Here is a 13,324-nt window from a genome sequence, read left to right on the forward strand (position 1 = left end):
CGACCGATGGCCACCACCACCGGCAAGCCCCTAGCGGCTCGCGACTCACGGCTGGCGGCTCGCGGCTCGCGGCCGACGAAAAGTGTCTCGATCGCATGGTGAAGCCCTACGCGCGCGTGCAGCGGCGCAACCAACCCGGTCGGCCACGAAGCACCGTGTGCCAAAAAACAGAGCCCACCTCCGGCTCGGGAGAAATGTTGTGAGCTCCCGGGGTCCAGGGGACGGAGTTCCCTGGTGGGGATCCAAGGGGCAAAGCCCCTTGGGCACCAAGCGAAGCCGCAGCCAGCCACGACCGCAAGCCCCACGCACCCTCACCCCTCCCACCCGCGCTACGATTTGGTCAATCGCCCAAGGCGTCCGCCCTGGACACCCACCCAACCCAGGACACCCCATGCCTCCCACCCCCCTCTCCCCCTCCGCCGAAAAAGGCCTCGCCGCCCGCCGCAAGCTCACCTCCGCCGCCGCCGCCCTCATCGGCGAGCTCGGCTGGACCGCGGTCAGCACCCGCCAGATCGCCGAGCGCGCCGGTGTCCGGCCGGGCATCGTCCACTACCACTTCCCCTCGATCAAGGCCCTGCTCGCCGAGGCCGCGCTGGCCACGATCGAGCCGATCGTGGCCGCCGCCCTCCCCGCGCTCACCGACGCCACCCCCACCGAAGCACTGGACGCCCTGGTCCAGGGCCTGGACGCCTACCGCGGCACCGATCCCGCGTCCCTGGTCTTCACCGAGATGTACCTGGCCGCCGCCCGCGATCCCGAGCTGCGCGAGCGCATGGCCGGGGTCATGCACCGCTTCAAGGCCGCGCTCACCGGCTGCTTCGGTGACGAGGCGACCGCGACGGTCGTCATGGCGGTCCTGGACGGTTTCGTGCTGCAACGGACGATGGACCCGTCGCTGCGCGCGGCCTCGCTCGTCCCGGTGCTGCGCCGGATACTGCCGGGCGGTGTCTCATGAGGACGGTCATCGTGGGCGCGGGCATCGCGGGCCTGACCCTGGCGGGCCGGCTGGCCGACCGGGGTGGTGAGGTGACGGTCGTGGAGCGCGCGCCGGGTCCGCGCGAGCAGGGGTACATGATCGATTTCTTCGGCCCGGGTTTCGAGGCGGCCGAGGCGATCGGGGTCCTGCCGCGGTTGCGCGAGCTGGGCTACCGGATCGAGCGTTTCGGCTATGTCGACGAGCGGGGCCGGACGCGCGCGAGCCTGGACTACCGGCGTTTCCAGCGGGTCGCCGAGGGCCGCCTGTTCAGCATCATGCGCCCGGATCTGGAGCGCGGGCTGCGCGAGTACGCCGCCGGGCGGGTGGATCTGCGGTACGCCACCACGGTGGCGGGTTTCGACAACCGGGCCGACGGGGTCACGGTGTCCCTTTCGGACGGTGACTCGATCGAGGCGGATCTCCTCGTGGGCGCCGACGGGATCCGCTCGGCCACGCGCGCGGCGGTGCTGGGCCCGGAGGAGTCGTTCGTCCGCCATCTCGGGATGCACACCGCGGCCTGGGTCTTCGCCGACGCCGGTGCGCACGAGCGGGTCCGCGACGGCTTTTACCTCACCGACACGATCGGCGCGCACATGGGCTTCTACGCGCTGCGCGAGGGGATGGTGGCGGCCTTCGCCGTCCACCGCTCCGATCCGCCGCTGCCGGTGGATCCGCGCGCCACGGTCCGGGAGACCTACGCCGGTCTCGGCTGGCTCGCGCCGACGGCGCTGCGGCACCTGCCGCAAGAACCGGGCGCGCTCTACTACGACCAGGTCGCGCAGATCCTGCTGCCGCGCTGGTTCACCGGGCGGGTGGTGCTGATCGGCGACGCCGCGCACGCGGTGTCCCTTGTGGCCGGACAGGGGGCGTCACTGGGCATCGCGGGCGCCTACGTGCTGGCCCGGCGGCTCGAAGAGGAGCCGAGCGTGGACGCCGCCCTGGCCGCCTACCAGGCGCGCTGGCACCCGGTGGCCACCGAGCGCGCCCGGATCGGGCGGCGGGGAGCCGAATGGATCCTGCCCTCGTCACCGCTGCGGCTGCTCATGCGCCGGTGGGCGCTCAAGGCGATGCGCCTGCCGGGTCTCGACAAGCGCCTCGCGGCGGGCCTGCTGGGCAAGGACCGCACGCCGGTGACCGCGACCGCCGGTTAGCGCAGCAGCCCCTCGGCGTCGTCGAGGACGCGGTTGAGCCGCTCGCGCCAGCCGCGGATCGCCGGCTCCTCCTCGCGCACCAGCCGGTCCATCGCCTCCGACCAGGCCGCGGCGTGGATGTCGCGCCAGCCGGCCCCGTCCACGCATCGGGCGGTGGCCTTCGCCAGCAGTTTCGCGTCGGCGGCGGAGACCTTCTCGGCGGCGGCGCGCACGTCCTGGACGGTGCCGTAGCCGATGTCCTTGACCGATTCCTTCATGCACGCCCGCCACGTGGTCAGGGCGGTGACCACCTGGGGCATCGCGTAGTAGAGCTCCCAGCGGGCCCGCATCGAGAACGAGTCCGGCAGCGGGATCGGCTCGTCCCCCTCCGGGGCGTCGTTGCCGAACATCGCCGCCCGGACCGTGGCGCGGCAGCCGTCATCGCCCTCGTAGGCGCGCTTGTAGGCCCGCACGTAGCTGGACGCCTGGTCCTTCCACAGTGGATTCTCCGCCTCGGCGACCGGGGAGTAGGCCTCCTCGGGCCCGAAGCCGTCCTGCTCGGCCTCGGCGACGGTCGGCGCGAGCCTGGGCGCGTCGCGCGAGACCGGCGTCCAGCCCGAGGGACCGGCGGCCACGGTCGGGTGGACGGGGTATCCGCTCTCGTCCATGCAGCGGTGCTCCAGCTCGAAGCGGATCTCACCGAGCCGGTCGTAGACGCGGGCGCCGTCGGCCAGCACGCGCCAGACGCCGTCGGCGGCCGAACTCTGCTCCGCGCCCGCGCCGCCCCCGGCGTCGGCGGACTGCTGCGCCTTCTTGCCGCACGCGGCCGAGGCCAGCAGCGCGCCGAGCAGGAGGGCGATGAGGGTGGTCCGCGCCGCCCTAGTCGGTCGCAAGGCTCACTCCGGTGCGTCGCAGCGCGGCGGCGAGCTGCGCGCGCCACGCGAGGATGTCGGGCAGGAACTCGTGGTAGAGCTCGCGGCGGACCTTGTCGCGCGCGGCGGTGTAGGCGTCGCGCAGACCGGCGCCGCTGGCGCAGGTGGACGCGTCGACGGCGACCCGGATCTCGCGCGCGGACGCCTCGTCGTACTCGGCGTCCTCGTCGAGGTACAGCTCGGCGGCGTAGCGCTCGACGTCGTCCATGGTCTTGAAGTCGGGGTAGTCCCCTTTGGACTTCATGCAGACGCGCCAGGCGGCGTAGGCCGCGACCAGCGCGGGGTCCTCGCCGTAGATGGTCTGCTGGAGGTCGGGGTCGAAGGCCAGCGGCCGCGAGACGCCCTCCTTGGTGCCCCACACCGCGACGTTGGTCCGCCCCAGGCAGCTGTCGTCGGTCAGCGGCTGGTCGGAACCGTAGTCCCAGTCCTCGTATCCGGCCAGCGCCTTCTTGTAGGAGCGCTGGTAGGCCTCCGGGCGCGCCTCGAAGGCCACGCCGTTCCCGGAGCGCTCACCGGCGCCGAAGCCGGTGCGGTTGGCCTCGTCCACGGCCGGGACGAGGATGTAGTCGGAGCCGCCGGAATTGTCGGGGTGCACGTCGAAGCCGCGCTGCTCCATGCACTTGTGCTCCATCGCGACCGCGACGCTGATGACCTTGTCCTCCAGCAGGAAGGCGGACTGGACCACCGCCATCGGCTGCTCGGCCTCGCCGAGCCTCCCGCCGCTGGCCAGGAGCCCGGCCGTCACCGCGATGGCGGCCACGGTGGCCACGGCCGACCACCGGAGCAGCCCCCAGTCGGGCAGGGTGAGGCGAAGCCAGTCGCTCTCGGCGGTGGCGGTCGGCGAATCCATGCCCTGAATACGCGCCAGGGGCGGGTAAAGGTTGCGTCCGTTCAGGCCCGATTAATGCGCCGATCGGACGAATACCCGGCATCACGGGAGGTCGTCGTGCAACCCCGCCGGGTTACCGCCCGGTAGCAGATCCCGCAGATGCAGGCCGTCTTCCACGACTTTCATCGGATCCGGCTTGGCCACGCCGTCCTCGGATCCGCACAGGTAGACCAGAACGCCGAATAGCGCGAGGGCCGCGAGCAGCACCGCCGCACCGGTCATGCGGCGAGCGCGCCGCGAAGCTGGAAGGGAACTCACGCCTGAAAGACGCCGGGCGGCCCGGTTCGGTTGCCGCCGGAACGTACATACTTGATATGTACGCCGGGGCTGACGTCGAGCGGACCCGGGCGGGCATTCGGTGAATGACCATCCACAGTGGACTTGGGCGGGTTTCGCCGGTTCGCTGAGGCGGCGGGGCGGCGCGCGAAGCCACCCGGCGAGACGATGTTTCCCATCCGGCAACGAATGGAGAAGCTCATGAGGAATCTCGCCGACCGCTTACTCAACCGCCTGGTGCCCAAACAGACCGCCTGGGCCTGCCGCTTGGAGATCTGCGGCTCGACGCCCACGCACGACTGCCACGCCTGCTGCAACATCCGCACCGGTGCGTGCAGCCCCTGTTCGTGCTGACGTGAGGGTGGCGGAGCCCGCCGCGCGGGTTCCGCCGCCGCTCAGCCCAGGACGCCCAGGAAGTGCTCGACCGTGGCGGCCATGGCGGCGCGGGCGTCCTTGATGTACTTGCGGGGGTCCACGACCTTCGGGTCGGCCTCAAGGTGCGCGCGGACGGCCCCGGTGAAGGCGATGTTCAGCGCGGTGCCGATGTTGATCTTCACCATGCCGCCCTTCACCGCCCGGGCCAGCTCCTCGTCGGGGACGCCGGAGGAGCCGTGCAGCACCAGCGGGACCGGCACCGCCGCGGCGATCCGGGCGATCAGCTCGTGGTCGAGGGCGGCGTCGCGCGAGGTCATCGCGTGCGAGGAGCCGACCGCGACGGCCAGCGCGTCCACCCCGGTCGCCGCCACGTAGGCCGCGGCCTCGCCCGGGTCGGTGCGGGCGCCGGGCGCGTGCGCCGACAGCGGCGCCTCGCCCTCCTTGCCGCCGACCTTGCCCAGCTCGCTCTCCACGTACAGCCCCTCGGCCTGCAGGTCCTCCACCGCGCCGGTGGTCAGCCGCAGGTTCTCGTCATAGGGCAGCTTGGAGTAGTCCACCATCACCGAGCCGAAGCCCAGCCCGGCCGCCTGCCGCCACAGCGCCTCGGACTCCACGTGGTCCAGGTGCAGCGCGACGGGCACCGAGGCACCGGCGGCCACGGCCTGGGAGGCGCGCGCGATCACGTCGAGGCGCCCGTGGTGGAACTTCACCGCGTTCTCGCTGATCTGCAGGATCACCGGCCGCCCGGCGGCCTCCGCCCCGGCCACGATCGCCTCGGCGTGCTCCAGCGTGATCACGTTGAACGCGCCCAGGCCGAAGCCCTCGCGGCGCGCCTCGGTCACCAGGGCGGCGGTGTGGACGAGGGGCATGGTGTCTCCTTAGATCGCGGTGACGGTCACGTCGGCGCGCAGCCGCGCGAAGTCGGCGGGGTCGACGTCCCCGGCCTCGGGCCGCAGCACGGCCGCGGCCGACAGGGCGGCGGCGTCCCGGGCGACCTCGGCGCCGTCGGGGGCGCCCTCGTGCAGGGCCCGGACGAGCGCGGCCACGCAGGCGTCCCCGGCCCCGGTGGGGTTGCCGGAGATGACCGGCGGGACGGCCTTGTGCGCGCCGTCCCCGTCGACGACGATCAGCCCGCGCGAGCCCAGGGACGCCACGACCGAACCCGCGCCCGCCTTCCGCAGCCGGTCGGCGGCCATGCGCACGCCGGCGTCGACGGACAGGTACAGGTCGGGGGCGTACTCGGCGAGCTCGTCCCGGTTGGGTTTGACCACGTCGGGCCCGGCGGCCAGGGCGGCGGCGAAGGCCGGGCCGGAGGCGTCCAGGACGACCGGTACCCCGGCCTCGCGGGCGGCGGTGACCAGGACGGCGTAGGCGTCGGCGGGCAGGCCGCGCGGGACGCTGCCGGACAGCGCGACGGCGGTCTTGCCGGGCAGCAGCGAGTGGTAGTGCTCGACGAACAGCTCCCACTCCCCGGGGGTGACCTCGGGTCCGGGCTCCCAGAAGCCGGTGGCGTCGCCGTCGGCGACCACGACGGTCCGGCGGGTCTCCCCGGCGATGGGCGCGAAGTCGTGCGGGACGTCGAGGAGCTCGGCCACGCGCTCGCCGGTGCGCCCGCCGAGCAGGCCGGTGGCCAGCACGGGCGCGCCGACGGCGGCCAGGACGCGGGCCACGTTCAGGCCCTTGCCCCCGGCGCGTTCGGTCACCGTCGACACCCGGTGCGACTCGTGCCGCACCAGGGCGTCGACCGTGTACGTCAGGTCGAGCGCGGTGTTGAGGGTGACGGTGAGTATCAAACCTTGCTCCCGCCACGGACGACGCCGCGCAGGTTCATGCCGGTGTCCAGTTCCAGGACGTCGGCGCGCATGCCGACCGCCAGGACGCCCCGGTCGTCGAGCCCGAGCAGCCGCGCGGGCGTGGTGGCGGTGATCTGCACGGCCTCCGGGACGGTCAGCCCGGCGCCCAGGACCGCGTTGCGGAACGCGTCGATCATGGTGATCGTGGACCCGGCGATCGAGCCGCCCTCGACCAGGCGCGCCGCGCCCTCGGCGACGCGGACCCGCAGGCCGCCCAGGTCGTACTCGCCGTCGGCCATGCCGGTGGCCGACATGGCGTCGGTGACGGCGACGATGCGCCCGGCGCCGATGGCGTTGACCGCGAAGGCGACGGTGCCCATGTGCAGGTGCACCGGGTCGACGATGAACTCGCAGATCACCCCGGGCGCGTTGAACAGCGCCGGGATCGGGCCCGGGTCGCGGTGCCCGATGGGCCGCATCCCGTTGAACGTGTGCGTCGCGGCCCGCGCGCCCGCGCCCACACCGTCCTGGGTGACCTCGTAAGAGGCGTCGGTGTGCCCGATGGAGGCGATCACACCGCGCGAGGCGAGGTAGGAGATGGCCTCCATCGCGCCCTCGCGCTCGGGGGCGATCGTCATCATCTTGACCGCGCCCGCGCCGGCGTCCACCAGCTCGGCGAGCTCACCCAGGTCGGGATCGCGCAGCGCGGCGGGGTTCTGCGCGCCGCAGCGCGCGCCCGACAGGTACGGGCCCTCGAAGTGGATGCCGTGCAGGACGCCCTCGTCGACCAGCGGCCGGAAGGCCTCCACCGCGCGCACCATGACCTCGCGTGGCGAGCTGACCAGCGACGCCAGGGTCGTGGTGGTGCCGTGCCGCAGGTGGAACGCGGCGGCCTTGCGGGCCTGCGCGGCGTCCCCGGTGGTGTAGGTCGCGCCGTCCCCGCCGTGGCAGTGGACGTCGATGAAGCCCGGGATCAGCAACGCGTCGCCGGTGACGGAGTCGTCGGGTTCGATGGCGGCGATGCGCTCGCCCTCGGTGCGCAGGACGCCCCGGAAGATGCCGCCGGGGGTGACGATGTTGCCGGTCAGGTTCATGGCGCGGTCTCTCGCATTCTGTCCAGGCCGATCAAGGACGCACCGATACAGCCTGCCTCGTCGCCGAGTTCGGCGTGCACCAGTCGCGGGACGGTGTGGAAGGTCGCCTTCGCGCGCAGCCGCGCCTCTAGGGGCTCCAGCAGCAGCGGCCCGGCCTCGGCGAGCCCGCCGCCGAGCACGATGGTGTCCGGGTCGTAGAGGGCCATGCCGATGAGCAGGCCGTCGGCGAGGACCTCGACGGTCTCCGCCCACAGCTCACCGGCCACCGCGTCGCCCTCGGCGACCTTGTGCGCGACCTCGGCGGCGCCCAGGTTCTCCCCGGTGGCCTCCTGGTAGCGGCGGGCCAGGGACGCCGCGGAGGCGATGACCTCCACGCAGCCACGCTGCCCGCAGCCGCACTGCGGGCCGTCGGGACGCACCGAGATGTGCCCGATCTCGCAGGCCGAGCCGTGCGCGCCGTCCAGGCCCTTCCCGCCGGGGAAGTACCCGGCGGCGATGCCGGTGCCGATCGCCACGAACAGCATGTACTCGCTGCCGCGCCCGGCGCCCAGCCGCGCCTCGGCCAGCGCGCCGGTGCGCACGTCGTGCCCGAGCGCGGCGGGCAGGCCCACGCGCTCCTCGACGAGCGCGCGGAACGGGACGTCCCGCCAGCCCAGGTTCGAGGCGAACACCGCCACGCCCTTGGTGGAGTCGACCACGCCCGGGACGGTCAGGCCCACCGCGAGCGGGTTCCCGCCGAAGCCGCGCGCCTGGGCGACCAGGTCGGCGACGGTGCCCAGGACGGCGTCCACGACCGCCTCCGGGCCGCGCTCGCGGTCGGTGGGGCGGCGCACGGAGTGCAGGACCCGGCCGTCGGTGGAGACCAGGGCGCACTTCATGAGCGTCCCGCCGACATCGACGGCGATGACGACATCGCCCATCGCGGCCTTGGGCTCCGGCGCGCTCATGCCCGGCCCTCCCGGTTCGCCTCGCTCACGACAGGACGACCGAGCGGGTCAGGTTCCGCGGGTTGTCGGGGTCGGCGCCCCGGGCCTGCGCGGCGGCGACTGCGACGCGCTGCGCGCGGATCAGGTCGGCGACCGGGTCCAGCCCGGAGGTGATGAACGCGCCACCGGTCTCGGCGACCTGCTCGGCCAGGCCCTCGGGGGCCTCACCGAACATCCACGCCGCGCGGTTGGGGCCGGTGATGGAGATCGGGCCGTGGCGGTACTCCATGGCCGGGTAGGACTCCGTCCAGAAGGTCGCGGCCTCGCGCATCTTCAGCCCGGCCTCGTTGGCCAGGCCGTTCGTCCAGCCGCGGCCCAGGTAGGTGACCTGCTCCAGGCTCGCCACGTCCACCGGCAGGGGCGCGGTGACGGCCGTCTCGGCGTCGGCGATGGCCTGGGTGAGGTCCTCGCCGAGGCTGGCGCGCAGCAGAGTGAGGGCCGTGGTCGCGAAGCGGGTCTGCACGACCGACTTCTCATCGGCGAAGTCCAGGATGACCGCGTCGCCCACCAGGCTCGGCAGGGGCGTGTCCGGGTCACCGATCAGCGCGGCCGTCGGGACGTCCCCGGGCAGGCGCTTGAACACGTCGATCACCTCGGTCGTGGTGCCCGAGCGGCAGATCGACAGGACCCGGTCGTACGTGCGGCCGTAGGGGAACTCCGAGGCGGCGAACGCGTCGGTCTCACCCTGCCCGGCGGCCTCGCGCAGCGCGGCGTAGGACTGTCCCATGAACCAGGAGGTGCCGCAGCCGATGACGGCGACGCGCTCGCCCGGGCGGGGCAGCGCGGCGGCGCGCTCGGCGGCCAGCTCCACGGCGCGACGCCACGTCTTCGGCTGGCTGGCGATCTCCGCTTCGACGTACGTCATACATCCTCCTGTGGGGCGTTTGAGCGCTCCTGATAAAAAACGCGCAACGGGTTCGACGCTGCGGCCCGCTTTCGCGCATTATTGTGCACACCAACCCGCTCATAGTCGAGACCGGGGGGAAGAAGGGATGCCGTGGACCGCTACGCCCGATGGAACACTCTGCTGGAGATCCTGGCCTCGGACGGCAGGATCACCGTCGAAGAGGCCGCCGCCCGCATGCACGTGTCGCAGGCCACCATCCGCCGCGACTTCGACCAGCTGACCCAGCAGCAGATGATCACCCGCACGCGCGGAGGCGCGGTGGCCAACGGCGTGTCCTACGACCTGCCGCTGCGGTACAAGTCCGCCAAGCGCATCGACGAGAAGCACCGCATCGGCGAAGCCGCCGCGGCCCTCGTCGGGCCCGGCATGGTCGTCGGCCTCAACGGGGGCACGACCACCACCGAAGTCGCGCGCTCCCTGGCGACACGCCCGGAACTGGTCACCCAGTCCGGGACGACGCCGCTGACCATCGTCACCAACGCCCTCAACATCGCCAACGAGATGATCGTGCGCCCGCACGTCAAGGTCGTCGTCGTCGGCGGCGTCGTGCGCCCGCAGTCCTACGAGCTCATCGGGCCGCTGGCCTCGCCGATCCTGCGCGAGATCACCCTCGACATGGTCTTCCTGGGCGTGGACGCCATCGACGTCAAGATGGGCGCCGCCGCCCACCACGAGGGCGAGGCCGCCATCAACGCCCTGATGGCCGCGCGCGCCCGGCGCATAGTCATCATCGCCGACGGCTCCAAGATCGGCGGGCACGCCTTCGCGCGCATCTGCCCGATCGAGAAGGTCCACACCCTGGTCACCGACATGTCCGTGGCCCGCGAGGTCATCGACGAGTTCGAGGCCGCCGGAGTGACCGTCGTCCGTGTTTGACCGACACGACCCATACCCGTCACACGAACCTGGAACGATCACCACATGAGCGAGCGCAAGCCGATCGAATGCTGGCTGTCGGACATGGACGGCGTCCTCGTCCACGAGGGCGTGCCGGTGCCCGGGGCCAAGGAGTTCATCGACCGCCTGAAGGAGACGGGACGCCGGTTCCTCGTCCTCACGAACAACTCCATCTACACCCCGCGCGACCTGCACGTCCGGCTCCGCAACACCGGCCTGGACATCCCCGAGCAGTCGATCTACACCTCCGCCCTGGCCACCGCCGACTTCCTGAACACCCAGCGGCCCGGCGGCTCCGCCTACGTCATCGGCGAGGCGGGACTCACCACCGCCCTGCACGAGATCGGCTACGTGCTCACCGACATCAACCCCGACTACGTGATCCTCGGCGAGACCCGCTCCTACTCGCTGGGGGCCATCACCCGCGCCATCCGCCTCGTGGACGCCGGGGCCCGCTTCATCGCCACCAACCCCGACGCCACCGGCCCGTCCCCCGAGGGCATCCAGCCCGCGTGCGGCGCGGTGGCCGCGCTCATCACCAAGGCGACCGGGGTAGAGCCGTACTTCGTGGGCAAGCCCAACCCGCTGATGATGCGCAGCGCGCTGAACAAGGTCCAAGGGCACTCGGAGTCGACGGCGATGATCGGCGACCGGATGGACACCGACATCGTGTCGGGCATGGAGGCCGGGCTGGAGACGATCCTGGTGCTCACGGGGATCACGTCGAAGGAGCAGATCGACCGGTTCCCGTTCCAGCCGAACCGGGTGGTGAACTCGGTGGCGGATCTGGTGGACGTGGTGTGAGCCTCTCCCCTTTGGAGTTGTCCGTCCTGCGCTTCGAGAAGGCCTGGTGGAAGCGGCCGGGGGTCAAGGAGCAGAAGATCCGGGAGGTCTTCGGGTGGACCCTCACGCAGTACTACCAGCGGCTGAACGCGCTGGTGGAGCGGCCGGAGGCGATGGCGGCGGAGCCCAGGGTGGTGCGGCGGTTGCAGCGGATGCGGGCGCGGCGGATGTACTGGCAGTAACTTTTTTGGGAGGCGAGCATGTCGGAGATCACGGTGCGGGACGCGCCATCAGAGAAGCGGTTCGAGGCTTATTTGGATGGAGAGCTCGCGGGGTTTTTGGATTACGCGCGGTCTGCTTCGCATTTGATGCTGGTGCATACGGAGGCGTTTCCGCAGTTTGGGGGGCGCGGGGTGGGGTCGGCGCTGGCTCGGGGGGCCATGGAGGCGGCTCGGGCTGAGGGGGTTCGGGTTTTGGCGCTGTGTTCGTTTGTGGTGGCTTGGGTGGGGAAGCATCCGGAGTTCGCGGATATTACTGATTTGAGGGGGTAGGGGGAGGGGGGCTTTCGTCGACCGTCGCCGTCAGCCCCCGCCGTCAGCCCCCGCCGTCACCCTCCGCCGTCTTTCGGCTTGCGGGCCGTCTCCCTCACCGCCAGCCCACGGCCCGGGCCGCCGGGGCACACCAGCCCGCCTCCCGGGTCCCCCCGGGCCTTCCCCGCCTCTCGGCCTCACCCCGGCCCGCACCACCCCCGTCACGCATCCCCCTGACCTGTCCCCGCAGCCCCCGTTGGCCCTCGGCCGCATCTCTCGGCTTGCGGGCCACGCATCTCACCCCGGCCACGCCCGGCCACCGGAGCCACGCCACCCCGCCTCCCGGAGTTCCCTCCGCCTGTCCCCACCCTCGCGGCCTCACCCCGGTCGCCGCCCGCGCCTGCACCACCCCGGCCCGCACCCGCCTCGTCGTGCCTCTCCCGCTTGGCCCGCCCTTCCATCCCCACCCTGGTCGTTCGGGTTACCGGCCGCGGATCTCCCGTCGTTCGGCCTCGCAGACGGTGAACGAGGAACCCGGGGGTGTCAAGACGGAAGAACATGTCTTGACACCCCCAGAACCCTCGTTCCAAACACCCGTCAGGCCGCACGCCAAAAGATCCAGCTCTCTTCGGGAAAGGTTGTGCAGGGCCTCGTCTTCGGGCCAGCTCTAGTTATCGGCGGCGGCTTCGGTCAAGAGCCCTACCCTGCTACGCATCGCACCCGGCTCGACACATCGTCCCCGGACCTCGCCTCGGGCGAGCTTCACCCACCGCTGGCGTCCCCACCCGGCCAGGACTTCGTCCCACCCTCACTGCACCAGGCTTCGCATCACACCCGGCCGGTCTTACGTCTGCCACCCTCACCTCGGGCGGGCTTCACCCATCGCCGCGTGGGTGGCCCGGCTCTTGCCTTCGTCTCGCGCTTGTCCCGGCCCGTCCCAGCCCAGCCCGCCCCGGCTTGCCTTCGTCCCGCCCTTCTCCGGGCCGACCCGCCTTCTGCCTTCTCGGGTCGGCCCTTCCGTGCTTCCGCTCTTCTCCCGCTCTTCCCTCTACGGCTTCCACTCCGGGTCGCGGCCCAGGAATCGCAGCAGTGCGGTCACCGCGCTGTCTCCCTCCACCGGGTCGCCCGCCTGTGCGTACGCGCCCCAGGGCCTGACGCCGTCAACGACGTCCTTCACCTGGTCCAGCAGTTCGGCGGCGTCTTCTTCGGTCAGGGTGACGGGGCGTCCGGTGGCGACTTGGATGTCCCAGGCGTGGATGGCCGCGTCGAGTGCCGTGAGGGCGGCGGCAAGGCGGGCGGGGGCTTTGAAGGGGGGCATGGGGATGCCGACTTCTTCGGCGTCGTGGGCGACGGTGGCGTAGGCGGCTGCCGCTGTGGCGTTGCCGTCGGCGACGAGGTTCTCCAGGTCGGTCTGGTCGCCGGGCGGGTTGAAGGGGTCGTAGGCGGGCTTCTCTCCGCTGCCGGCTGCTCCGGCGAGGCCGATCTGGTCGCCGGCGGCGTGTTCGATGACGTGCTGGACGGACCATGCGGCGCAGGGGGTCGGCAGGGCCTTCTGCTCCTCCGTCAGGCCGGCGGTGGCGGCGGCCAGGGAGGCGTGGGCGCGGTCGATGATGGGCCAGGTGGAGGTCATGACGGGGACTCCAAATTCTTCACGGGTTGGGCGGCGGTTCTTCGGTTCTCACGTACTGGATGGCGCTCTTGCTTACAGATCAAAGGTTACGCGGCCTTGAGGACATGTTCGGTCCTCAATGGGGCG

At 72.0% G+C, this 13,324-nt stretch carries 16 protein-coding genes; 7 read left to right on the forward strand and 9 right to left on the reverse strand.

The features are described 5' to 3' along the window. Positions 1-391 precede the first annotated feature (391 nt). Together QSK10_RS09260 and QSK10_RS09265 are read left to right on the forward strand one after the other, a co-directional pair. Positions 392-955, forward strand: a complete 564-nt coding sequence (locus tag QSK10_RS09260; RefSeq protein ID WP_285662206.1) for a TetR/AcrR family transcriptional regulator — start codon at positions 392-394, stop codon at positions 953-955. After that, positions 952-2,127, forward strand: a complete 1,176-nt coding sequence (locus tag QSK10_RS09265; RefSeq protein WP_285662207.1) for an FAD-dependent monooxygenase — start codon at positions 952-954, stop codon at positions 2,125-2,127. Before QSK10_RS09260 ends, QSK10_RS09265 begins: the two co-directional genes overlap by 4 nt. Here the strand turns inward: QSK10_RS09265 and QSK10_RS09270 are convergent. From QSK10_RS09270 to QSK10_RS09280, 3 genes are all read right to left on the reverse strand, one after another. Then, positions 2,124-2,999: a hypothetical protein gene (locus QSK10_RS09270; RefSeq protein WP_285662208.1), complete on the reverse strand. Its 876-nt coding sequence runs from the start codon at positions 2,997-2,999 to the stop codon at positions 2,124-2,126. The two genes, QSK10_RS09265 and QSK10_RS09270, sit on opposite strands and share 4 nt — an antisense overlap. Continuing rightward, the gene (locus QSK10_RS09275) at positions 2,986-3,888 is read right to left on the reverse strand and encodes a hypothetical protein (protein WP_285662209.1); all 903 of its coding nucleotides are present in this window, start codon (positions 3,886-3,888) and stop codon (positions 2,986-2,988) included. Before QSK10_RS09275 ends, QSK10_RS09270 begins: the two co-directional genes overlap by 14 nt. A gap of 81 nt (positions 3,889-3,969) precedes the next feature. Beyond that, positions 3,970-4,149 carry a hypothetical protein gene (locus QSK10_RS09280; protein ID WP_285662210.1) on the reverse strand — a complete coding sequence of 60 codons (180 nt, stop codon included), beginning with the start codon at positions 4,147-4,149 and terminating at the stop codon, positions 3,970-3,972. Between the two features lie 255 nt (positions 4,150-4,404). Here QSK10_RS09280 and QSK10_RS09285 point away from each other — a divergent pair, with 255 nt between their 5' ends. Beyond that, on the forward strand, positions 4,405-4,557 hold the full coding sequence (locus QSK10_RS09285; RefSeq protein WP_285662211.1) for a hypothetical protein: 153 nt from the start codon (positions 4,405-4,407) through the stop codon (positions 4,555-4,557). 41 nt (positions 4,558-4,598) lie between these two features. Here QSK10_RS09285 and QSK10_RS09290 read toward each other — a convergent pair whose 3' ends face one another. The 5 genes from QSK10_RS09290 to QSK10_RS09310 are packed head-to-tail and all read right to left on the reverse strand — an operon-like array spanning position 4,599 to position 9,316. Beyond that, a complete protein-coding gene (locus QSK10_RS09290) occupies positions 4,599-5,447 on the reverse strand; it encodes a class II fructose-bisphosphate aldolase (protein WP_285662212.1) in 849 nt (282 codons plus the stop codon). A 9-nt stretch (positions 5,448-5,456) separates the two neighbouring features. Next, on the reverse strand, positions 5,457-6,371 hold the full coding sequence (locus QSK10_RS09295; RefSeq protein WP_285662213.1) for a 1-phosphofructokinase family hexose kinase: 915 nt from the start codon (positions 6,369-6,371) through the stop codon (positions 5,457-5,459). After that, on the reverse strand, positions 6,368-7,465 hold the full coding sequence (gene nagA / locus QSK10_RS09300; RefSeq protein ID WP_285662214.1) for an N-acetylglucosamine-6-phosphate deacetylase: 1,098 nt from the start codon (positions 7,463-7,465) through the stop codon (positions 6,368-6,370). The genes QSK10_RS09295 and nagA overlap by 4 nt, the downstream gene beginning before the upstream one ends. After that, positions 7,462-8,412, reverse strand: a complete 951-nt coding sequence (locus QSK10_RS09305) for an ROK family protein (RefSeq protein WP_285662215.1) — start codon at positions 8,410-8,412, stop codon at positions 7,462-7,464. The genes nagA and QSK10_RS09305 overlap by 4 nt, the downstream gene beginning before the upstream one ends. Positions 8,413-8,437: 25 nt before the next feature. Further along, complete coding sequence (locus QSK10_RS09310) at positions 8,438-9,316, reverse strand: SIS domain-containing protein (RefSeq protein ID WP_285662216.1); 879 nt, start codon at positions 9,314-9,316, stop codon at positions 8,438-8,440. Between the two features lie 132 nt (positions 9,317-9,448). Between QSK10_RS09310 and QSK10_RS09315 the strand changes: the two genes are divergently transcribed. Genes QSK10_RS09315 through QSK10_RS09330 form a run of 4 tightly spaced genes read left to right on the forward strand, consistent with a single transcriptional unit; the run spans position 9,449 to position 11,589 of the window. Beyond that, a complete protein-coding gene (locus QSK10_RS09315) occupies positions 9,449-10,234 on the forward strand; it encodes a DeoR/GlpR family DNA-binding transcription regulator (protein ID WP_285662217.1) in 786 nt (261 codons plus the stop codon). Between the two features lie 45 nt (positions 10,235-10,279). Then, a complete protein-coding gene (locus QSK10_RS09320; RefSeq protein WP_285662218.1) occupies positions 10,280-11,059 on the forward strand; it encodes an HAD-IIA family hydrolase in 780 nt (259 codons plus the stop codon). An 11-nt stretch (positions 11,060-11,070) separates the two neighbouring features. Beyond that, positions 11,071-11,280 carry a DUF3263 domain-containing protein gene (locus tag QSK10_RS09325; RefSeq protein WP_285662219.1) on the forward strand — a complete coding sequence of 70 codons (210 nt, stop codon included), beginning with the start codon at positions 11,071-11,073 and terminating at the stop codon, positions 11,278-11,280. Between the two features lie 18 nt (positions 11,281-11,298). Further along, positions 11,299-11,589, forward strand: a complete 291-nt coding sequence (locus QSK10_RS09330; RefSeq protein ID WP_285662220.1) for a GNAT family N-acetyltransferase — start codon at positions 11,299-11,301, stop codon at positions 11,587-11,589. Positions 11,590-12,616: 1,027 nt separating this feature from the next. On the opposite strand, the gene QSK10_RS09335 is transcribed toward QSK10_RS09330, so the two are convergent. After that, the gene (locus tag QSK10_RS09335) at positions 12,617-13,198 is read right to left on the reverse strand and encodes a TIGR03086 family metal-binding protein (RefSeq protein WP_285662221.1); all 582 of its coding nucleotides are present in this window, start codon (positions 13,196-13,198) and stop codon (positions 12,617-12,619) included. Between the last annotated feature and the right edge of the window lie 126 nt (positions 13,199-13,324).

The organism is Actinorhabdospora filicis (genome assembly GCF_030269765.1).
Classification (GTDB): Bacteria; Actinomycetota; Actinomycetes; order Mycobacteriales; family Micromonosporaceae; genus Actinorhabdospora; species Actinorhabdospora filicis.